At 71.9% G+C, this 20,786-nt stretch carries 19 protein-coding genes and 1 riboswitch; of the genes, 12 read left to right on the plus strand and 7 right to left on the minus strand.

The window, feature by feature from the left end; genetic code table 11:
- Positions 1-86: 86 nt before the first annotated feature.
- The 5 genes from BLR90_RS14085 (at position 87) to BLR90_RS21505 (ending at position 4,916) form a co-directional block, all read left to right on the plus strand.
- Positions 87-1,373 carry a cell division protein PerM gene (locus tag BLR90_RS14085; RefSeq protein WP_091025846.1) on the plus strand — a complete coding sequence of 429 codons (1,287 nt, stop codon included), beginning with the start codon at positions 87-89 and terminating at the stop codon, positions 1,371-1,373.
- A gap of 15 nt (positions 1,374-1,388) precedes the next feature.
- The gene (gene purN, locus BLR90_RS14090; RefSeq protein ID WP_091025847.1) at positions 1,389-2,009 is read left to right on the plus strand and encodes a phosphoribosylglycinamide formyltransferase; all 621 of its coding nucleotides are present in this window, start codon (positions 1,389-1,391) and stop codon (positions 2,007-2,009) included.
- A gap of 24 nt (positions 2,010-2,033) precedes the next feature.
- Positions 2,034-2,109, plus strand: a riboswitch (ZMP/ZTP riboswitch).
- Positions 2,110-2,135: 26 nt separating this feature from the next.
- Positions 2,136-3,689 carry a bifunctional phosphoribosylaminoimidazolecarboxamide formyltransferase/IMP cyclohydrolase gene (purH, locus tag BLR90_RS14095; protein ID WP_091025848.1) on the plus strand — a complete coding sequence of 518 codons (1,554 nt, stop codon included), beginning with the start codon at positions 2,136-2,138 and terminating at the stop codon, positions 3,687-3,689.
- 13 nt (positions 3,690-3,702) lie between these two features.
- Complete coding sequence (locus BLR90_RS14100) at positions 3,703-4,551, plus strand: bifunctional methylenetetrahydrofolate dehydrogenase/methenyltetrahydrofolate cyclohydrolase (RefSeq protein WP_091025849.1); 849 nt, start codon at positions 3,703-3,705, stop codon at positions 4,549-4,551.
- Complete coding sequence (locus tag BLR90_RS21505; RefSeq protein WP_170254394.1) at positions 4,548-4,916, plus strand: DUF3017 domain-containing protein; 369 nt, start codon at positions 4,548-4,550, stop codon at positions 4,914-4,916. Before BLR90_RS14100 ends, BLR90_RS21505 begins: the two co-directional genes overlap by 4 nt.
- Positions 4,917-5,037: 121 nt before the next feature.
- Here BLR90_RS21505 and BLR90_RS14110 read toward each other — a convergent pair whose 3' ends face one another.
- Positions 5,038-6,024, minus strand: coding sequence for a malate dehydrogenase (locus BLR90_RS14110; RefSeq protein ID WP_091025850.1), 987 nt, complete (start codon positions 6,022-6,024; stop codon positions 5,038-5,040).
- Positions 6,025-6,125: 101 nt separating this feature from the next.
- On the opposite strand from BLR90_RS14110, the gene BLR90_RS14115 reads away from it, so the two are divergent.
- Positions 6,126-6,797, plus strand: a complete 672-nt coding sequence (locus BLR90_RS14115; protein WP_091025851.1) for a hypothetical protein — start codon at positions 6,126-6,128, stop codon at positions 6,795-6,797.
- Here the strand turns inward: BLR90_RS14115 and BLR90_RS14120 are convergent.
- Complete coding sequence (locus BLR90_RS14120) at positions 6,794-7,864, minus strand: MIP family channel protein (protein ID WP_091025852.1); 1,071 nt, start codon at positions 7,862-7,864, stop codon at positions 6,794-6,796. The two genes, BLR90_RS14115 and BLR90_RS14120, sit on opposite strands and share 4 nt — an antisense overlap.
- Positions 7,865-8,067: 203 nt before the next feature.
- Between BLR90_RS14120 and BLR90_RS14125 the strand changes: the two genes are divergently transcribed.
- From BLR90_RS14125 to BLR90_RS14135, 3 genes are all read left to right on the plus strand, one after another.
- Positions 8,068-10,278, plus strand: coding sequence for an NADP-dependent isocitrate dehydrogenase (locus BLR90_RS14125; protein ID WP_091025853.1), 2,211 nt, complete (start codon positions 8,068-8,070; stop codon positions 10,276-10,278).
- A gap of 129 nt (positions 10,279-10,407) precedes the next feature.
- Positions 10,408-10,815: a hypothetical protein gene (locus BLR90_RS14130; RefSeq protein WP_091025854.1), complete on the plus strand. Its 408-nt coding sequence runs from the start codon at positions 10,408-10,410 to the stop codon at positions 10,813-10,815.
- A gap of 53 nt (positions 10,816-10,868) precedes the next feature.
- Complete coding sequence (locus tag BLR90_RS14135; RefSeq protein WP_174812393.1) at positions 10,869-12,077, plus strand: MFS transporter; 1,209 nt, start codon at positions 10,869-10,871, stop codon at positions 12,075-12,077.
- A gap of 4 nt (positions 12,078-12,081) precedes the next feature.
- On the opposite strand, the gene BLR90_RS14140 is transcribed toward BLR90_RS14135, so the two are convergent.
- Positions 12,082-13,179 (minus strand): GNAT family N-acetyltransferase, encoded by a 1,098-nt coding sequence (locus tag BLR90_RS14140; protein ID WP_091025856.1) that lies wholly within the window; start codon positions 13,177-13,179, stop codon positions 12,082-12,084.
- An 86-nt stretch (positions 13,180-13,265) separates the two neighbouring features.
- Here BLR90_RS14140 and trpS point away from each other — a divergent pair, with 86 nt between their 5' ends.
- From trpS to BLR90_RS14155, 3 genes are read left to right on the plus strand one after another with little or no spacing between them, the layout of a single operon-like run.
- A complete protein-coding gene (trpS, locus tag BLR90_RS14145; RefSeq protein WP_091025857.1) occupies positions 13,266-14,327 on the plus strand; it encodes a tryptophan--tRNA ligase in 1,062 nt (353 codons plus the stop codon).
- Positions 14,328-14,348: 21 nt separating this feature from the next.
- Positions 14,349-14,867, plus strand: a complete 519-nt coding sequence (locus tag BLR90_RS14150) for a 2'-5' RNA ligase family protein (RefSeq protein WP_091025858.1) — start codon at positions 14,349-14,351, stop codon at positions 14,865-14,867.
- A gap of 45 nt (positions 14,868-14,912) precedes the next feature.
- Positions 14,913-15,980: a YihY/virulence factor BrkB family protein gene (locus BLR90_RS14155; RefSeq protein ID WP_091025859.1), complete on the plus strand. Its 1,068-nt coding sequence runs from the start codon at positions 14,913-14,915 to the stop codon at positions 15,978-15,980.
- Here the strand turns inward: BLR90_RS14155 and BLR90_RS14160 are convergent.
- From BLR90_RS14160 to BLR90_RS14175, 4 genes are read right to left on the minus strand one after another with little or no spacing between them, the layout of a single operon-like run.
- Positions 15,891-16,877 (minus strand): lysylphosphatidylglycerol synthase domain-containing protein, encoded by a 987-nt coding sequence (locus BLR90_RS14160; RefSeq protein ID WP_218126870.1) that lies wholly within the window; start codon positions 16,875-16,877, stop codon positions 15,891-15,893. The genes BLR90_RS14155 and BLR90_RS14160 overlap by 90 nt on opposite strands.
- Positions 16,874-17,593 carry an O-methyltransferase gene (locus BLR90_RS14165; protein WP_218126871.1) on the minus strand — a complete coding sequence of 240 codons (720 nt, stop codon included), beginning with the start codon at positions 17,591-17,593 and terminating at the stop codon, positions 16,874-16,876. Before BLR90_RS14165 ends, BLR90_RS14160 begins: the two co-directional genes overlap by 4 nt.
- Positions 17,590-19,608: a hypothetical protein gene (locus BLR90_RS14170; RefSeq protein ID WP_091025861.1), complete on the minus strand. Its 2,019-nt coding sequence runs from the start codon at positions 19,606-19,608 to the stop codon at positions 17,590-17,592. The genes BLR90_RS14165 and BLR90_RS14170 overlap by 4 nt, the downstream gene beginning before the upstream one ends.
- Positions 19,605-20,525 (minus strand): glycosyltransferase family 2 protein, encoded by a 921-nt coding sequence (locus BLR90_RS14175; protein ID WP_091025862.1) that lies wholly within the window; start codon positions 20,523-20,525, stop codon positions 19,605-19,607. The genes BLR90_RS14170 and BLR90_RS14175 overlap by 4 nt, the downstream gene beginning before the upstream one ends.
- Positions 20,526-20,786: the final 261 nt, after the last annotated feature.

Raw genomic sequence — 20,786 nt, forward strand, 5'->3', positions numbered from 1 at the left:
GCCGTCCCGGACCAAGGGCGTGCCCCAGGGCGCCCTCGGCGTGGGAGCGCCGTACGCCGGGGCCGTCGCGTGATGATGAAACGGCCATGACTTCTCTGCTTCCCCCGTCGGCCCCCGCGCGGGGCCGCTCGGCGGCCGAGGTCTCTCGTGACCTGGCGACCCGACGACCCCTGGTCCTGGTGGCCACGCTGGGTGGCGTGGCTGCGGCCGCGAGCACCCTGCTGGTCTGCCTCGCGGTCGGAGTCGTGGGCTGGTTCCTCACCGATGCCGGCGCACACGGAACCCCGCGCGATGGTCTGCGCACGGGGGCGCTGGGTTGGTTGCTGGCCCACGGCTCCGGCATCTCGGTCCAGGGTGTCGCGGTGACGCTCGTGCCGCTCGGCGTCACGGCGCTGTGCGCCTGGGCGATCTGGCGCGTGGGTCACCGGGTCGGTGACTCCGTGTCCGGTCACGGCCCCGACGCCCTGCGCATCGCCGACGGCGAGCGGGACTTCACGGTCCCCGTGGCCGCGGCCCTCTTCACGGCCGGCTACGTCGTGACCGCGGTCGTCACCGCAAGCCTCGCCGGCACCGCCGCGACCGCGCCCGACACCGGCCGGGTCGTGCTGTGGTCGCTGCTGCTGACCTTCGCGGTCGGCGCCCCGGCGATCGCGACCGGCTCGGGCCGCGCCGCCATCTGGGCCTCGTTCGTGCCGACCTGGGTCCGCGCCGCCCTCACCGCCTGCCGCCGGATCCTCGTGACCTGGCTGGCGCTGTCGTTCGCGGTGTTCGTGGTCTCCCTGGTCCTCGACTTCAGCACCGCCGTCAACGTGATGTCGCAGCTCCACACCGACGCCGGCGATGCCACCCTCTTCACCGCGCTCAGCGCCACCGTCCTGCCCAACGCCGCGATCTTCTCGGGCTCCTACCTGCTCGGGCCCGGGTTCACCGTCGGGGTCGGCACGCTCGTCAGCCCCGGTGCGGTGCTGATCGGCCCGCTGCCGATGTTCCCGCTGCTCGCGGCGCTACCCGACAGCGGCGGCCCGGCCGGCTGGACGACCTACCTCGTCGCGCTGCCGTTCCTCGTCGCCGCCTGGGGCGCCGCCCGCGCCCAGGGGCGCGCCCCCACGCTGCGCTGGGAGGAGGGCGCCGTCCGCGGCTGCTTCGGCGGCGTGCTCGCCGGTGTGCTCTTCGGCATCCTCGCGGCGATCGCCGGGGGAGCGGTCGGTCCCGGCCGGATGCGGGACGTCGGCCCGTTCGCCTTCGACGTGCTCGTCCACGCCATCACCGCGTTCGGCATCGGCGGGCTGGTCGGCGGACTGCTGATGACCTGGTGGCAGCGCCGCGGCGCCCCAGCCGATCACCCGGCCGACGACGACCCCGAACCCGCCTGACCTTACGATTGGGGCGTGCCCAGCCCTGCCCGCGTCGTCGTGCTCGTGTCCGGCTCGGGCACCAACCTCCAGGCGCTGCTCGACGCCTGTGACGACCCGGCGTACGGCGCTCGCGTGGTCGCCGTCGGCGCCGACCGGGGCGGCATCGAGGGCCTGGCCCGCGCCGACCGGGCCGGGGTGCCGACCTTCGTGAAGAAGGTGAAGGACTTCACCACCCGCGAGCACTGGGACCGGGCGATGGCCGACACCGTCGCCAACTTCGAGCCCGACCTGGTCGTGCTGGCCGGGTTCATGAAGCTGGTCGGCCAGGAGTTCCACGACCGCTTCGGCGGCCGGGTCGTCAACACCCATCCCGCGCTGTCACCGTCGTTCCCCGGCATGCACGGACCGGCCGAAGCGCTGGCGTACGGCGTGAAGGTCACCGGCTGCACGCTCTTCGTCGTCGACGACGGCATCGACACCGGCCCGATCGTCGCGCAGCGCGCCGTCGAGGTCGCGGACGACGACACCGTGGAGTCGCTGCACGAGCGGATCAAGACCGAGGAGCGCGCGATGCTCGTCGACGCCGTCGGTCGGATGGCGCGCGAAGGGTTCGCGGTGGACGGGCGCACGGTGCGGTTCGGCCCCGTTCGATAGGGGACGTCCGGCCCGATAGGCTGGGGCCACACGACTGGCGCGGGTGGGCAACCACCGGGGAGTGATCGTGGTACGGCCATCGTCCGCCTGGGTGGCCCTCCTTTTCCCGACCGAGGAGTGCATCCTGTGAGCGACCAACAGATCCCGATCAAGCGGGCCCTGGTCTCCGTCTACGACAAGTCCGGCCTCGAGGAGCTCGTCCGCGGGCTGCACGACGCCGGCGTGGCCCTGGTCTCCACCGGAGGCTCGGCCAAGCTGATCGAGGGCCTCGGCCTGCCGGTGACCGAGGTCGCCGACCTGACCGGCTTCCCCGAGTGCCTCGACGGCCGGGTCAAGACCCTTCACCCGCGCGTGCACGCCGGGATCCTCGCCGACCGGCGCCTGGAGTCGCACGTCGTCCAGCTCGCGGAGCTCGACGTCGAGCCGTTCGACCTCGTGGTCGTCAACCTCTACCCGTTCCGCGAGACCGTCGCGTCGGGCGCCTCGCCCGACGAGGTCGTCGAGCAGATCGACATCGGCGGCCCCTCGATGGTCCGAGCCGCCGCCAAGAACCACCCGTCGGTCGCCGTCGTCGTCTCGCCGTCGGCCTACGGCGACGTCCTCGACGCGGTCGCCGTGGGCGGGTTCACGCTGGCCCAGCGCAAGGGCCTGGCCGCCGAGGCGTTCGCCCACACGGCGTCGTACGACGTGGCGGTCGCCAACTGGTTCGCCGCCACCTGCGTCGGCGCCGAGGACGGCTGGCCGGCCGTCACGGGCGAGACCTGGGACAAGGCGGCGGTGCTGCGCTACGGCGAGAACCCCCACCAGAGCGCCGCCCTCTACGTCGACGGCACCGGTGGTCTCGCGGACGCCGAGCAGCTGCACGGCAAGGAGATGTCCTACAACAACTACGTCGACACCGATGCCGCCCGCCGCGCGGCCTACGGCTTCGACGAGCCCGCCGTGGCGATCATCAAGCACGCCAACCCGTGCGGCATCGCGGTCGGCGCCGACGTGGCCGAGGCGCACCGCCGGGCCCACGAGTGCGACCCGGTCTCGGCGTTCGGTGGCGTGATCGCGGTCAACCGTCCCGTCTCCGTGGCGCTGGCCGAGCAGGTCGCCGAGATCTTCACCGAGGTGATCGTGGCGCCGGCGTACGACGCGGGCGCGGTCGAGGTGCTCCAGGGCAAGAAGAACATCCGGATCCTGCGCTGCGACGACCCCACCGACGAGCGACCGGCCGAGTTCCGCCAGGTCAGCGGCGGGATCCTGGTCCAGATGCGCGACCACGTCGACGCCGAGGGCGACGACCCCTCGACCTGGACGCTGGCCGCGGGTGAGGCCGCCTCGCCCGAGGTGCTCGCTGACCTGGCGTTCGCCTGGAAGGCCTGCCGCGCGGTCAAGTCCAACGCGATCCTGCTCGCCAAGGACGGCGCCTCCGTCGGCGTCGGCATGGGCCAGGTCAACCGGGTCGACTCGTGCAAGCTCGCCGTCGAGCGGGCGGGGGAGCGCTCCGTCGGCTCGGTCGCCGCATCCGACGCCTTCTTCCCGTTCGAGGACGGCCCGCAGATCCTGCTCGACGCCGGCGTCACCGCGATCGTCCAGCCCGGTGGCTCCATGCGCGACGAGCTCACCATCGAGGCTGTCCGTGCCGCGGGCGTCACGATGTACTTCACCGGCACCCGACACTTCTTCCACTGACAGGATCTAGGGAATGACCGCACTGCGACTGGACGGCTCCGCCACCCTCAAGGTGATCAAGGCCGAGCTCACCGAGCGCGTGAAGGTGCTCAACGAGCAGGGCGTCTACCCGGGCCTCGGTACGGTGCTCGTCGGCGACGACCCGGGCTCGCACTGGTACGTCGGCGCCAAGCACAAGGACTGCGCCGAGATCGGCATCGTGTCGATGCGGCGTGACCTGCCGGCGACCAGCACCCAGGCCGAGGTGGAGGCGGTGATCGACGAGCTCAACGCCGACCCGGCGTGCACCGGCTTCCTGGTGCAGCAGCCGACCGGGCTGGACGAGTTCGCGCTGCTGTCGCGCGTCGACGCCGACAAGGACGTCGACGGGCTGCACCCGACCAACCTCGGCAAGCTGGTGCTCGGCGAGTCCGGCTCGCTGCCCTGCACGCCGATCGGCTGCATCGAGCTGCTGCGCCGCCACGGCGTCGAGCTCAACGGCGCGGAGGTCGTCGTGGTGGGGCGCGGCCTCACCGTCGGGCGCCCGCTGGGTCTGCTGCTGACCCGCCGCTCCGAGAACTCCACCGTCACGCTCTGCCACACCGGCACCCGCGACCTGGCCGCCCACGTGCGCAACGCCGACGTGGTGGTCGCCGCTGCCGGCGTACCCGGCATCATCACCGCCGACATGGTCAAGCCCGGTGCGGCCGTCCTCGACGTCGGGGTCTCGCGGGTCGACGGCAAGATCGCCGGCGACGTGGCCGACGACGTCTGGGGCGTAGCCGGCTGGGTCTCGCCGAACCCCGGCGGCGTGGGCCCGATGACCCGAGCCATGCTGCTGTCCAACATCGTCACCATGGCGGAGAAGGCCGCCGGGCTGTGACCGACGGCCCGCTGCCCGACGACCGTCCCCCGGAGCCTCCGGAGGACGTCGAGGGGGCAGCAGACGGCGCCGAGGAGGAGCCCCAGGAGCGCCGCTACCCGTCGACCATCGGCGGCGCCTTCTACCTGCTGATCCTGATCACCAGCGCGATCGGCTTCGGCATCGTGGTCAGCGGCAACTGGCGCCTCGGCGTGCGCTGGCTGGCCGCGTCCCTGATGGCGGGGTCGGCCCTGCGCCTGGTGCTGCCCGAGCGCGACGCCGGGATGCTCGCCGTACGCCATCGCTTCATCGACTGCACCCTGCTCGCCGGCGTCGGCAGCGCGCTCTTCTGGCTGGCGTCGAGCATCCCGGACCAGCCGCTCTGAGCCTCAGAGCGCGGCAGTTTCGCCGGTCGACCGGCGAAACTGGAGCCTGACCGACGGAACTCCAGCGGTCAGGGTCCAGAAACGCCGGTCGACCGGCGTTTCTGGACCACTGACGCGTGGGTCAGATGAGACCAAGCTCCGTGACCGCCGCGCGCTCGTCGGCGAGCTCCGCGGTGGAGGCGTCGATCCGCCCGCGCGAGAAGTCGTCGATCTCGAGGCCCTGGACGATCTCCCAGTTGCCGTCCTTGGTGGTGACGGGGAACGAGGAGATGAGGCCCTCGGGCACGCCGTAGGAGCCGTCGGAGACGACTGCCATCGAGACCCAGTCGTCGGCCGCGGAGCCGAGCAGCCAGTCGCGGGCGGCGTCGACGGTGGCCGAGGCGGCGGAGGCGGCCGACGAGGAGCCGCGCGCCTCGATGATCGCCGCGCCGCGCTTGGCGACGGTCGGGATGAAGTCGTTCTCGATCCAGGCCTGGTCGCCCACGGCCTCGGCGGCGTTGCGGCCACCGACCTCGGCGTGGAACAGGTCGGGGTACTGGGTCGCCGAGTGGTTGCCCCAGATCGTCATCTTCTTGATGTCGGTGACGGAGGCACCCGTCTTCGCCGCGAGCTGCGAGATCGCGCGGTTGTGGTCGAGCCGGGTGAGCGCCGAGAACCGCTCGCGCGGGATGTCGGGGGCGTTGGTCATCGCGATCAGCGCGTTGGTGTTGGCCGGGTTGCCGGTGACACCGATGCGGACGTCGTCAGCGGCGACGGCGTTGAGCGCCTTGCCCTGGGCGGTGAAGATCGCGCCGTTGGCCGACAGCAGGTCACCGCGCTCCATGCCGGGTCCACGCGGACGCGCGCCGACGAGCAGGGCGAGGTTGACGCCGTCGAAGATCTTCTCGGCGTCGTCGCCGATCTCGACGCCGGCGAGGCCGGGGAACGCACAGTCGTCGAGCTCCATCACGACGCCCTCGAGCGCCTTGAGCGCGGGCGCGATCTCGAGCAGACGCAGCTCGATCGGCCGGTCTCCGAGCAGGGATCCGCTCGCCAGCCGGAAGAGCAGGCTGTAGCCGATCTGGCCGGCGGCACCGGTGACGGCGATCTTCAACGGGGTTGAGCTCACGGGGACTCCTTGGACGTGACAGAGGTGGTCTCCAACCGACGCTAGCAGCGTTCGCGCGCCCGGGGTGACCGGGGTCGTGGGCGTGAGAGACGATGTCCGCCATGACCAGCCAGGCGTCGCGTCACGTCGTACGCCGCGTGGTCGCGGCACCAGTCGTGGCGCTCACCGTTCTGCTGGTGGCGACCGGCTGCGGCACCGCATCGGACCCCAGCCCGCCGGCCGGCGTCGACGGGCTGACGGTACCGACACCCAGCCCGGACCCGGGCGACTTCGTCGACGAGATCGACAACCCGTGGCTGCCGCTGACGCCGGGATCCGCCTGGAGCTATCGCACGGCCGAGGGGGTCGACGACGAGTGGTCGGTCGGACCCGGGCCCGAGATCTCCGGTGTGGAGACCACGGCGCTGGTCACGAGCAGCGGAGTCGCGGACTACTACGCCCAGGACGAGTCGGGCAACGTCTGGTGGCTCGGTCGTGAAGGCGAGTGGCAGGCCGGCGAGGGCGTCGCCGAGGCGGGCATCGCGATGCTCGCGACACCGCGCCTGGGTGACGGTTACGTCGGGTCGGAGCCTGGACCCCGGGCCGAGATCGTCGCTGTCGACGGCGTCAGGGAGACCGAGGCCGGGGCGTTCGAGGACCTGCTCGTCATCGAGACGACCGACCCGGACGGGCGCCTGCTCACGTCGTACTACGCCCGAGACGTCGGCCTGGTCTACCGCGAGACAGAGACCGCCGTCCCGGACGAGTTCCTCGAACTGTTCAATCGGTCCTAGACGCCGTCGGGCGGGCGGACCTGGGTCTGGCCACCGCTGGCGTCCGGCGCCGGCCACTGGGCCTGCGGTGCCGGCTGCTGGGCCGGGATCCACTGCTGGGCCTGCGGGTCCCACTGCCAGCCGTCCTGGATGATCGGTTGCTCGCCCCAACCCTGCTGGGCCGAGGCCTGCTGGGCCGGGTCCTGCTGCGCCGGCGCCTGCTGTGCGGCCGGCGCGGCGTACTGCGTGGCGGCGGGGTAGGCGGGCGACTGCTGGTTCCACTGCTGCTGGTACTGGTCGGGCATGCCGTAGCCGGGCACCGCGGCCGCGGCGGGACGGCTGAAGCTGAGGCCGGAGCCGGGCACGGGCCCGGAGGCGCGACCGAAGAGCGCCGGGTAGAGGAAGCCCCCCGCGAGCCCGCCGAGCAGCGGCGCGACGATGAAGACCCAGAGCTGGATCAACGGGTCGGTCCCGCTGAACGCCGCAGCCCCGATGGAGCGGGCGGGGTTGACCGAGGTGCCCGTCGCGTTGATCGACACGAGGTGGATGGCCGTGAGTGTCAGGCCGATCACGAGCGGCGCCATGGCGGGGTGCTCGTTGCGCTCGTCGGTGACCGCGAGGATGACGAACACGAAGATCGCGGTCAGCACCAGCTCGATCAGCAGGGCGGCCCACAGTGCGTAGCCAGTGCCGTCGTCGCCCCAGCCGTTGGCGCCGATCGACTCCTCGAACGGGTCGAACGTGTCGACACCGAGCAGCAGCACGAGCAGCATGCCGCCGCCGAGGAGACCGCCGAGAACCTGCGCGCCCATGTAGATCCCGGCCTGGCTCCACGGCAGCCGCCCGCCGATGATCGCGCCGAGGGTCACCGCGGGGTTGAAGTGGCCGCCGGAGACCCGACCCACGGCATAGGCCATGAGCAGCACGGCCAGCCCGAACGCCAGGCAGGTGGCGACCAGGTCCCCGTCGGTGAACATGAAGGTGCCACAGCCGAAGAGCACCAGCACGAAGGTGCCGAGGACCTCCGCCGCGAACTTCTGGACGGTCGTGGGGGGTGTCGGAGGCGTGGGTGTGTCAATGGTGGCCATGGCCGTGTGTTGCCCTTCAGCGGGATGGTCGAAACCTGAGGTGCCCAGCACTGTAGCCCGGTCCGACCGCCACCTGGAGCCCCGTTGCCGCGCCTTGACGGGGGATGCGAGGCTGGCCGGGGTCTGTCATCGGACCGGGCGTCAGGTATCTTGACGTCAAGGAACTTCCCGTCCACTCGCCACCGTTTCAGGAGCCGCAGGACATGGCCAAGATCATCTACACCCACACCGACGAGGCGCCGCTGCTGGCGACGTACTCCTTCCTGCCGATCATCGCCGCCTACGCGGCGAAGGCCGGCGTGGAGGTCGAGACCCGCGACATCTCCCTGGCGGGCCGGATCCTGGCGCAGTTCCCCGACCGGCTCACCGACGAGCAGCGCGTCGACGACGCCCTGGCCGAGCTCGGCGACCTGGCGACGACGCCCGAGGCCAACATCATCAAGCTGCCCAACGTGTCCGCCTCCGTGCCGCAGCTCAAGACCGCGATCAAGGAGCTCCAGGACAAGGGCTACGACATCCCCGACTTCCCCGAGAGCGCCGACACCGACGAGGACAAGGCCGCCCGTGCGGCGTACGACAAGGTGAAGGGCTCGGCGGTCAACCCGGTCCTGCGTGAGGGCAACTCCGACCGGCGTGCGCCGGCCTCGGTCAAGAACTACGCGAAGGCCCACCCCCACCGCATGGGTGCGTGGACCCCCGAGTCCAAGACCAACGTCGCGACGATGGGCAAGGACGACTTCTTCAGCAACGAGCTGTCCGTGGTGCTGGAGAAGGACGACACGCTGCGCATCGAGCACGAGGCCGCCGACGGCACCGTCACCGTGCTCAAGGAGTCGCTGCCCGTCCTGGCCGGCGAGGTCGTCGACGGCACGTTCATGAACGTCGCCGCGCTGCGCCGCTTCCTGACCGAGCAGATCGCGCGGGCCAAGGCCGACGACGTGCTGTTCTCGCTGCACCTCAAGGCCACGATGATGAAGGTCTCCGACCCGATCATCTTCGGCCACGCCGTCCAGGCGTTCCTCCCGACGCTCTTCGAGCAGTACGGCGAGCAGCTGGCCGCGGCGGGCATCTCGCCCAACGACGGCCTGGGCGCCCTCCTCGACGCGACCGCGTCGCTGCCCGAGGGTGACGCGATCAAGGCCGCCGTCCAGCAGGGGCTGGCAGACGGGCCCGCGATGGCGATGGTCGACTCCGACAAGGGGATCACCAACCTCCACGTGCCCTCCGACGTCATCGTCGACGCGTCCATGCCGGCGATGATCCGCCAGTCCGGCCACATGTGGGGCCCCGACGGCAACGAGGCCGACACCCTCGCGGTGATCCCGGACTCGTCGTACGCCGGCGTCTACCAGGTCGTCATCGACGACTGCCGCGCCCACGGCGCCTTCGACCCCTCCACCATGGGCTCGGTGCCCAACGTCGGTCTGATGGCCAAGGCGGCCGAGGAGTACGGCTCCCACGACAAGACCTTCGAGGCGCCGGCTGCCGGCACGATCCGCGTGGTCGACGGCTCCGGCACCACTCTCATCGAGCACACGGTCGAGCCCGGTGACATCTGGCGCGCCTGCCAGACCAAGGACGCCTCCATCCGCGACTGGGTCAAGCTCGCCGTGACCCGCGCCCGCGCCACGGGCGTCCCCGCCATCTTCTGGCTGGACGAGGCCCGCGCCCACGACGCCAACCTGATCGCCAAGGTGAAGGAGTACCTCCCCGAGCACGACACCGACGGGCTCACCATCGAGATCATGCCGCCGGCCGACGCCACGGCGTACTCCCTCGAGCGCATCCGCAAGGGCGAGGACACCATCTCGGTCACCGGCAACGTGCTGCGCGACTACAACACCGACCTGTTCCCGATCCTCGAGCTCGGCACCTCGGCCAAGATGCTCTCGGTCGTGCCGCTGATGAACGGCGGCGGCCTCTTCGAGACCGGTGCCGGCGGCTCCGCACCCAAGCACGTGCAGCAGCTGGTCAAGGAGAACTACCTGCGCTGGGACAGCCTGGGCGAGTTCTTCGCGCTGGCCGCGAGCCTCGACCACCTGGCCGACTTCGCGGACAACAAGGGCGCCAAGGTGCTGGCCGACACCCTCGACAAGGCGACGGAGACCTTCCTCAACGAGGACAAGTCCCCGACCCGCAAGCTCGGCGGCATCGACAACCGCGGCTCGCACTTCTACCTCGCCCTCTACTGGGCCCAGGAGATCGCCGCGCAGACCGAGGACTCCGACCTGGCCGCGGTCTTCAAGCCCTTCGCCGAGACGATGGCGGCCAACGAGGAGAAGATCGTCTCCGAGCTCAACGCGGTCCAGGGCTCCTCGGTCGACATCGGTGGCTACTACCAGCCCGACGACGCCAAGGCCGAGGCCGTGATGCGCCCCTCGACCACCTTCAACGAGGCTCTCGCCGCCCTCTGACCCCACGCCGAGTCGGCGTGAATGCACTGCTGTACGACGCCGAGTCGGCGTGAAGTCGCACACTTCGCGCCGACTCGGCGTGATTTGGGCGTGCAGAGGCGCCGACTCGGGCGTGACAGGGTGGGGCGCATGAAGAGTCTCGTGATGACCGTGACCGCCCTGTTGTCGCTGACCCTGGTGGGGTGCTCGGACGTCGAGGACGCCGCCAAGGACGTCGCGGACGACGCTGCCTGTGCCGTGGCGCAGCAGGCGATGGACGAAGCGGGGGACCAGGCCCAGCGTGCCGTCGACGAGATCGGGGCGGACCCCGCGGCCGCCGAGCGTGAGCTCAAGGCGCTGCGCGACGGCCTGAAGTCGCTCGAGGGCCAGGTCGACGGCGAGACCGGCGGCAAGGTCACCGAGGCGCGCAAGGCCCTCGACCGGCTGGTGAAGCAGGCCGACCGGGCACGGTCGGGCACGCCGGTCGACGACCAGGCCGTCGACGACGCCCAGCGCGACCTCGACGCGGCGGTCGAGGACTTCAAGGACATCTGCTGAGCAGTGCCTGAGGAATAGGCGTCGGCCGGGGGCGGGTTGGACAATGAGTGACGATGACCAGCACTCTCGACGGGAAGACCTCCGCCCCGCCCCGGGCCACGCACGCCGGCCTGGCGCTGCTGTCGCTGGCGATGGGCGGGTTCGCGATCGGGACGACGGAGTTCGTCACGATGGGGCTGCTGCCCCAGATCGCTGAGGGCGTCGACATCTCGATCCCCACCGCCGGCCACCTGATCTCGGCCTACGCGCTGGGCGTCGTGGCCGGGGTGCCGGTGCTCGCGATGTTCGGCGCGCGACTGCCGCGCCGGGCGCTGCTCGTCGGGCTGATGGCGGCGTACGCGCTGTTCAACCTGCTCACCGCGGTGGCGTCCAGCTACCACCTCGTGCTCGCCGCGCGCTTCCTCGACGGGCTGCCGCACGGTGCCTACTTCGGCGTCGCCTCGCTCGTCGCGGCGAGCCTGGCACCTCCCGGGCGCACGGGCCGGTGGGTCGCCGCCGTGATGCTCGGCCTGTCCGTGGCCAACGTCCTCGGGGTCCCGGCCGCCACCTGGCTCGGGCAGCAGGCGGGCTGGCGCGCCGCTTTCGTCGCCACGGCGGTCATCTCGGCGGTCACCGTCGCCATGATCCTGGCCTTCGTGCCGTCCTGCCCCGGAAACGCCGAGGCGACCGGGCGCCGGGAGCTGTCGTCGTTCATGCGCAACAAGCAGGCCTGGCTCACGCTGCTGGCCGGTGCCATCGGGTTCGGTGGCCTGTTCGCCACCTACTCCTACATCGCGCCCACCGTCACCGACGTCGGGCACCTCAGTGAGACCACGGTGCCGATCTTCGTGCTCGCCTTCGGCCTCGGCATGGTGGCCGGGACCTGGCTGGCCGGCGAGCTCGCCGCCTGGTCGGTCTTCGGCTCCCTGATCTGGTCCGGGATCGGCTCGGCCGTGGTCATGGTCGTGTTCTGGCTGGTGGCGCCCTACGGCTGGTGGCTGCTGCCCGTCGTCTTCTCGGTCACCGCGCTCGGCTCGATCCTCGTCGTCAACCTCCAGCTGCGGCTGATGGACGTGTCCGGCGACGCCGCCACGCTGGGCGCCTCCATGAACCACGCCTCCCTCAATGTCGCCAACGCGCTGGGCGCCTGGATCGGTGGCGTCACCATCGCCGCCGGCTACGGCTACCGCTCACCCGCGCTGGCCGGCTTCGGGCTCTCGCTGCTCGGGATCGCCGTGCTGCTCTGGTCGGCCGCCGTCCACCGCAAGACCAAGCCCGCCTGACGTCTCAGTCCCGCGCAGGTCGCTCCTCGGCGAGCAGGTCGTAGAGCGCCATGTCGGTGCGCCCGTCGCGTACCTGGATGCCGAGCCGCTCCACGCCGAACTCGCGGAAGCCGTTGGCCTCGATCACCCGTCGCGACGCGGCGTTGCCGACCGCGGCGAACGCCGTCACGCGGCGTACGCCGAGGTCGTCCAGGACGTGGTCGGTCACCAGGCCCATCGCGCGCGTCATCAGCCCGCGGCCGCGCGCGTCCGGGTGGGTCCAGTAGCCGATCTCGCACTCCACCTCCGGCGTCCAGTTGAACCAGCCGATGGTCCCGAGGAGCACGTCGTCGTCAGGCGCGGTGACCGCCCAGGTCACTCCGGAGCCCTCGGCGAGCTGCGCGGTGCGCGACTCGATGTAGGTGAGGGCGTCGTCGCGGCCGTAGGGCGACGGCAGGCTGCCGAGCCAGTGCTGGGTGCGCTCCTCGGTGCAGGCCTCGACGATCCGGTCGGCGTCGTCGACGCGCATCGGGCGCAGCCGGAGGCCGTCGCGCTCGAGGACGGGGCACTCCAGCCAGCGGCTCTGCGGCTCGCGCGGGTCGTCGCGCAGCAGGGTGCCCACCCAGGCGTCACGGACCTCTCCGCGCGCGGTGAGCCACTGCCGCAGCGACCCCTCCAGCCGGAAGCCGAGCCGCCAGGCGGTCTTGCGGGAGGCCCAGTTGCCCTGCCGGGCCCACCAGATGACGGTGGTCAGGTCGCTCTCGCCGAAGCCGTAGTCGAGCAGCAGCCGGAGCGCCCGCTCGACGTGGCCGGTGCCGCGCACCCACGGGTGGGCGCCGTACGCGATCTCGGCCCGGCGTGATCCCTCGTTGCGCAGCGAGCAGGTGCCCGCGAAGCGGCCCTCCGCCTCGATCGCGAAGGCCCACTCGGTGTCGGCGAGCCAGCCGAGCGGCGTCACCTCGTTGACATAGGTCTCGGCGTCGGCCATCGAGTAGGGGATGGGCACGGAGGTCCACTGCATCGACAGGGGGTCCTGGCACTGCTCGAGGACTCCGGGGGCGTCGTCGGGCCGGTGCCCGCGGAGGGTGACGACGCCGTCGGTCAGCGTGGGAGGGAGCGACATGCGTGAACCCTGTCAACCGGGCCGCCGCCGGGCAAACCGATAACCCGGCACCGCCAGGGGCCGCGCGCGCTGACAGAATGGCGCCCATGTCCGCTCCGACCACCGACCCGGAGGTCGCCGTCCCGGCAGCGCCCTCGGCAGGCGCACGGCCGCGGGTGCTCTCCGGCATCCAGCCCACGGCCGACTCCTTCCACTTCGGCAACTACCTCGGCGCGCTCCGGCAGTGGGTGGATCTCCAGCGCGACCACCAGCCGTTCTTCTTCATCGCCGACCTGCACGCGATCACGCTCGAGCAGGACCCCAAGGTGCTGCGCGAGCGCACGCTGCGCGCGGCCGCTCAGCTGCTGGCCATGGGCATCGACCCGGCCCGCTCGGCGATCTTCGTGCAGAGCCAGGTGCCCGAGCACGCCCAGCTCGGGTGGGTGCTCCAGTGTCTGACCGGCTTCGGCGAGGCCCGCCGGATGACCCAGTTCAAGGACAAGTCCGCCAAGGGCGGCGAGGGCGCCGCGTCGGTCGGGCTCTTCACCTACCCGATCCTCCAGGCAGCCGACATCCTTCTCTACCGGCCGCACTACGTGCCGGTCGGGGAGGACCAGCGCCAGCACCTCGAGCTCACCCGCGACCTCGCCCAGCGGTTCAACCACCGCTACAAGAAGACGTTCCGGCTGCCCGAGCCCTACATCCTCAAGGCCACCGCCAAGATCGGCGACCTCCAGAACCCCACCGCCAAGATGTCGAAGTCCGCGTCGTCGCCGGCCGGCATCATCGAGATGCTCGACGAGCCCAAGACCAGCGCCAAGAAGATCCGTTCCGCGGTCACCGACTCCGAGGCCGAGATCCGCTTCGACCCGGAGGCCAAGCCGGGGGTGAGCAACCTGCTCACGATCTACTCCGCGCTGACCGGCGAGGCCGTGACCACGCTGGAGGAGCAGTACGCCGGCAAAGGGTACGGCGACCTCAAGGGTGACCTCGCCGACGTGGTGGTCCAGTTCGTCACCCCGTTCCGCGAGCGGACCCTCGAGCTGCTGGACGACCAGGCGCACCTGACCGCCATACTCAAGCAGGGTGCGGAGCAAGCCCGCTCCGTTGCGGAGGCGACGCTGCGCGACGTCTACCAGCGGGTCGGGTTCGTGGCGGCGAGCAAGTAGCCGGCAAGTAGAGTCGAAGCGATGCCGACAATCGGAGTGGCCATAGCCATCCCGGAGCCCTGGGCCACCGAGCTGCAGGACTACCGGACGTCCGTCGGCGACCGCACCGCCACCATGATCCCGACGCACATCACGCTGGTGCCGCCCACCGAGGTGCCCGACGGCGGGCTCGGCGACGTGGAGGCCCACCTCGAGCAGGCCGCCGGTCAGGTGGGTCGCTTCCCGGTGCACCTGCGCGGCACCGGCACGTTCCGCCCGGTCTCGCCCGTGGTGTTCGTGACCCTGGTGGAGGGCATCTCGCGCTGTGAGCAGCTCGCCGCCGCGCTCCGCCTGGGCCCGCTCGCCACCGAGCTGCAGTTCCCGTTCCACCCCCACGTCACGATCGCGCACCACCTCTCCGACGACCTGCTCGACCAGGCGTTCGGCGACCTGGCCGACTTCGAGTGCGAGTTCGACGTCGGGGAGTTCCACCTCTACGTGCACGACGCCGAGCACGGCTGGCGGCCCACCCGGCAGTTCCCGCTGCGCTCCGCACACTGATCGGCAGACTGAGCTCCGCCCCGACTCTCGGCAAGGTGACCGTGCATGGCTTCGCGAAAGGTTCGACTCTCCGCCCGCCTGACCCGCCTGCGGGAGCGGCGACCCCTGGTCGACCACGCCCTACGGATGCAGCAGCACTACGGAGCCGTGAAGGCGGGCCAACAGGCCGGCGCCGTCACCTACTTCGGCTTCCTGTCGTTCTTCCCGATCCTGGCGCTGGCGTTCGCGGCGGTCGGCTGGATCTCGAAGGTCTACCACGACGCGCGTGACACCACGGTCGAGGCGATCGAGTCGGTGTTCCCCGGCATGATCGGCGGCGACACCGGCATCGCGCTCGCCGACATCGAGAGCGCCGCCGGTGCCGCGGTCGGCTTCGGGCTCCTCGGTGTCGCGTACGCCGGGCTCGGGTGGCTCTCCAGCCTCCGCGACGCGCTCCTGGTCACCTTCGAGCTGCCCAGCTTCGAGCAGCCCAACTTCGTCATGGGCAAGCTGCGCGACCTGCTCACCCTGGGTGCCGTGGGCCTCACCCTGCTGCTGAGCGTGGGCATCTCCGGCGTGGTGGCGGGGGGCTCCGAGCAGATCCTGGAGTGGCTGGACCTCGGCGTTGGCCTCGAGCCGGTGCTGTGGGTGCTCGGCGTGGTCGTCGGTCTGGCCGCCAGCACCGTGCTGTTCCTCGCGTTGTTCCGCCTGCTCGCCGACCCGCACACGCCCAAGCGCTCGCTCGCGTCCGGCGCACTGCTGGGCGCCATCGGCTTCGAGATCCTCAAGCTGCTCTCGAGCACGCTGCTCAAGGCCACGAAGGAGCAGCCGGCCTTCCAGGCGTTCGGGATCGCGCTGATCCTCGTCGTCTGGATCAACTACTTCTCGCGTGTCGTCCTGTACGCCGCCTCGTGGGCGCACACCTCACCCGCGGCGCGGGCGCTGCGGGTCGACGAGCCGGCCGTCGTGCAGGGACCCCAGGTGCCGTCACTGGTCGAGCTCCCCGCCACCGCCGTCACCGAGACGCGTGAGCCTCCTGGCGGGTCAGGCAGGTCCTGGGGCGCCCCGTTCGCGGCCGGCGCCGCCGCGATGCTCGCCCTGACCGCCGTACTGCGGAGGCGGACGCCCCGCTGAGTCACCGCGCGCGTGCAGGAACGCGACCAGTGCCAGCAGGAGGTCGCCACCGCTGTGCAGGACGCGGGTGAGCAGCGCGACCGCGGTCGCGCTCGAGACCCCGAGGACCGGGGCGAGGAGCGCGATCAGGGTGACCTCGCGGGCGCCGACCCCGGCCGGCGCGACGACCACGAGCACGCCGACGGCGTACGCGAGCGCGAACGCCGCCGCGGCCAGCGGGAAGAGCCGTGGCTCCGGTGCGGGCGCGATGGCCACGATCAGCCCGGCGTAGCAGCTCCACGTGAAGGCCATCAGGAGGACCAGCCGCCCCACGTCGCGGTAGCGCAGGCGCAGCGTCCCGCCGCGGGCGCTGAGCAGGGTGCCGACCCGGTTGACGACCGGCGGGCTCAGCCCGACCACGCCGGCCGCGGTGCCGGCGGTCACGGCCCACAGAGGCACGACCGCGTCCCAGATCCCGGCGAGCGCGGCGGCGCCGACCACGAGCGCGGCGGTGGCCAGGTTGAGGCCCAGGAACACCAGCGACGTGCTCACCGTGACCCGGCGCGGCACGTCGTGCTCCCGCGCGAGCTGGGCGTGCGCGCCCATCGACCAGACGGCCCCGGGGATGTACTTGCCGAGCTGGCCCACGAAGAACACCGCACGTCCCGGCCGGGCGGGCAGCGAGTAGCCGAAGCCGGCCAGCAGCCGCAGCCACGCCACGCTCGTGGCCAGCAGCCCGAGCACCACGAGGACGGCCCCGACCGCGATGCCCAGCGGGGAGGTCTCGGTGAGCGCGGCGAGCACCTGAGGGCCGCGGTCATGCAGGCTCCACCACGCGCCGACCAGGACGAGCGCCAGGAAGACCCAGCGCGCCACGTCGAGGCCGTGACGGCGCAGCCAGGACGGCGACCCGGTCACGCCGGCGCCGTACGTCGGGAGACCAGTGCGGTCCGCGTGGGGTAGGGGAGCGTCGGTGTCCGGCCACGGGTCCACCGGACATCCAGGTCGGCGCCGTGGCGGGCCAGCGCCGCGCGGTAGCGGGCCCGCTCGACGTTGTCGAGCACGATCAGCCCCCCGGGTGCCAGCCGTCCGATCGCACGGTCGAGGCAGGCCGATCGCGCGCGCCCGTCGATGACGACGAGGTCGAGCGGCCCGGGCACGTCGTCGATGGCCGCGACGTACGCCGCGAAGTCGAGCTCCTCGAAGCCGGGCTTGGCGGATCTCGCGCCAGGTGGGGTGCCCGGGTGGCCGGCCAGCACAGCCGGCACCAGCCGCAGGGTCGCGCTCGGGGGGAGCACGTCCGCCATCAGCTCGGCCCACGCCGCGTCGTGCTCGACGCTGTGCACCACCGCGCCGCGGCGGCTCAGCCACACGGTGGAGGCGCCCGAACCCCACTCGAAGACGCGGGCGCCACGACGACCGGCCAGGAAGTGCTCCACGGCGTCGGCCGCCTCGAAGGTCCACCACGGGGCGTCGAGTGCGACCAGGTCGTCGAGGTCGTAGATCGCGAGCCACGACCGCACCCACAGGGCGGTCCGGGAGCGGCGGGCGGCACGGTCGAGGACGGCGAGCAGCCCGGTCGTGGCGAGCGCCGACCGCAGCACCCGCAGGACCTTCACGTAGAGGCCTTTCACGAGGTCGCCTCGAGGCGGAGCGCGGTCAGGCGGATCTCGCCGGTCGGAGCGGGCTGGACGAAGGTCAGCACCAGGCGTCCGTCGCCGTAGGCCTCGGCGACGTCCGTGCCGAGGTCGGCGCGCAGAACGTCGTCCCCGTCAGCCTCCACGGGCACCTGGACGCCGTTGGCCCACAGCTGAAGGTCTCCGGCGGCGGTGTCGTCGGTGAGCGTGACCCGCAGCGCCAGCGGGGCTTCGCGGAGCCGCTCGGGCAGCGTGACGCCGAGCGATCCCGACTCGTGCACGAGCCCGATGCCGGGTTCGGCGCGGTGCGACGACCAGCCGGTCAGGAGCACGGCGCCGCCGGTCCCGGCCCCGGTGAACGTGAGTCCCTCGCTGGGGTACGGCTCCAGGACGAGGTCGCACCGGGCGACGTACGACATGGTCACGGTGCGCCAGTAGAGGCGACGAGTGACCTCGGCCAGCCGCTCGCAGTTGTCGCCGACGAACTCTGTGCCGGCGTCGACGGCCAGGAAGTCGGTGGGGTCCTGCGACCAGGTCGCCGCGCGCTGGTCGTCGTACGGCGAGAGCGGGCCGATCAGGTCGGTGGCACAGTCCTGGTGGCCCTCGTGCGAGTAGGGGACGAAGCGGTCCTCGTCGTCGTACGACGGGGAGCAGACCGCGAGGCCGCCCTGTGGGATGTCAGGAGCCAGCTCGCGGACGCTGGTGCGCCAGTAGTCGGTCGGCACCTCCCACGCCCGCCCGCGGTCGGCGGCGAGAGGGGCGAGGGCGTTGGCCGGGACGCTCGAGTAGGCGTAGTTGTAGGGGAACAGCTGGGCCTGGGCGACCAGCGGGCCGACGAACGCGAGGCCGACCAGCACCGGCGCGGCCCGCCGGACCGGGGCGCTCCGTCCTGGGGAGTCCGCCAGGAGGGCGCGGATGCCCAGGGTGACGAGCACGGCCAGTGCCGGGGCGGCGAAGAGCAGCTGGCGCAGGCCGTTGTAGAGGTTCGACTCGCGCAGCACCGCCACCACCGGCAGGGCGAACGCCTGTAGCAGCACCATCACGACGACCACCCGGGTCCGCTCGGGGAGCGCCCCGTGGCGCAGGAGCCGCAGGGCCACGACCGTGCCGAGCGCGCCGAGCAGCAGGTGCAGGGTGGGCAGCTCGATCAGCAGGAAGAGCGGGAGGTACCACCAGTTGCCGGGGGTGCCGCCGTACCGCGACGACTCGAGCGCGCTGCCGAGCAGTGCGTCCACCGGGTCGCGGAACGCGTCGGGGTAGAGGAGCAGCAGCGCGGCGCACGCCACGGCCACCGCTCCCAGCAGGGTCGCCAGGCGCCGTACGTCGCGGGCGCGGAGCGCCACCAGGACGGCGGGAGTGCCCGCGAGCACGATGCCGGGCCAGATGCCGGGGCGGGTGCCCACCGCAAGCACGATCCCGGCCACGAGGGTCGCGGCACCGGCCATCTGGAGGGTCCTGCGCGACGTCAGGTGGACCACCGCGACCCCGAGCGTGACCAGCGCGTAGCCGGTGGCGACCGGCACGTCCTTGACGTTGAACATCGCGTGCCCGGTCCACGTGGGCAGTGCCACCAGCACTCCGGCGGTCACGACCGCCCAGCTCCATTGGCGCGTCAGCAGCCGGGTGGTCGTCGCGGCCGCCGCGACGCCGGCGAGGGAGAGCCCGACGACGACGAGGTGACGGACCGCGAACGCCTCGGCGCTGGCCGAGACCTGCCCCGACCCCTCGACGCCCCACAGCATCGACCAGAGGTGGGCCAGCCCCATGGTGGCCGGGCCGTAGACGTAGCGCTGGTCCTCCCAGGACCCGGGCTCGTCGCCGAGCAGGTCGCCGTCGAGGAGGTACCAGCCGGAGTCGAGGTAGTTGCGCATCCGGACCACGTGGTAGGTCTCGTCCCAGGAGACGCCGGTGCGCCAGGCGCCGACGGCGGTCATGGTGACACCGGCGGCCACCGCGGCGGCCGCGAGCAGGACGAGCGGCCGCGGCGCCCGTCGGCCGACGGGCTGGGTCACAGACGCCGCTCGAGCCCGCGGTTGCGCGCGTTGACGACCAGCTCCGCGAGCAGGCCGAAGAGGGTCAGCTGCACCCCGACCATCACCATCAGGACGCCGCCCAGCAGCAACGGGCGCTCGCCGATCGGGTCGCCGGCCAGCTTCACCACGGTGAGGTAGACCAGCGTCGCCATGCCGAGCAGCAGGCTGGCGACGCCGATGCCGCCGAAGAGGTGCGAGGGCCGGTGCTCGTAGCTGAGCAGGAAGCGCACCGTCATCAGGTCGGCGAACCCGCGCCAGAAGCGGGCCAGGCCGTACTTGCTGGTGCCGGACATCCGCGGGTGGTGCTCGACGGGCACCTCCGCCACCCGGTAGCCCAGGCCGTGGGCGATCACAGTGAGGTAGCGGTGCATCTCGCCGTACAGCATCGGCGACACATCGGTCGCGACCCCGGCGCGCATCATCTTGAAGCCCGAGTTGAAGTCGCGCCCGGGCGCGCCGGACAGCAGGCCCGTGGTCCGGTTGTAGAGCCGCGACGTGTGCCGCTTGACCAGGCGGTCCTGCCGGTGGAGGCGAGCACCGGTCACCAGGTCGGCGCCAGCCTCGATGGCCTCCATCAGCCGCCCGAGCTCGCGGGGGTCGTCCTGGCCGTCGGCGTCCATCATCGCCACCAGCTCGGCGCCGTCCTCCAGGGCGCGGGCGAACCCGCGCTGCAGCGCGGCGGCCTTGCCCAGGTTGTGGCGCAGCGTGACCAGCTCGACCGACGGGTGCTCGGCCATCAGCCGCGCCATCACCTTGGCCGTGTCGTCGGTCGACCCGTCGTCGACCACCAGCACGCCGCCGCCCGGGGCGAAGACGTCGATCTCCGCCACGATGCGTGGCACCAGGACGGCCAGGTTGTCCGCCTCGTTCAACGCGGGTACGACGACGCGCAGCACGCAGCGCTCCTCACCTCGACACTCTGGCCAGGTGAAGGATGGCGGGCCTGGGTGAACCCGATGTGAGCGCCGGGTGGCGCCCCCGCGCCCACCTGCCGTCGACTCAGGTCAGTCGTCCACGGTCATCTGGAGTGTTGACCCGCCCGAAACTGACACCAAATGACGTCTTGGGTTCAAGGGATGGATGCAACACCTCTAGTCAGGCAGGGGTGTTGCAGCGATGGGTGGTCCAGGTCGTCCGCGGTTATCCAAAGGGCTCGA

Source organism: Nocardioides szechwanensis, assembly GCF_900103935.1.
GTDB lineage: Bacteria > Actinomycetota > Actinomycetes > Propionibacteriales > Nocardioidaceae > Nocardioides > Nocardioides szechwanensis.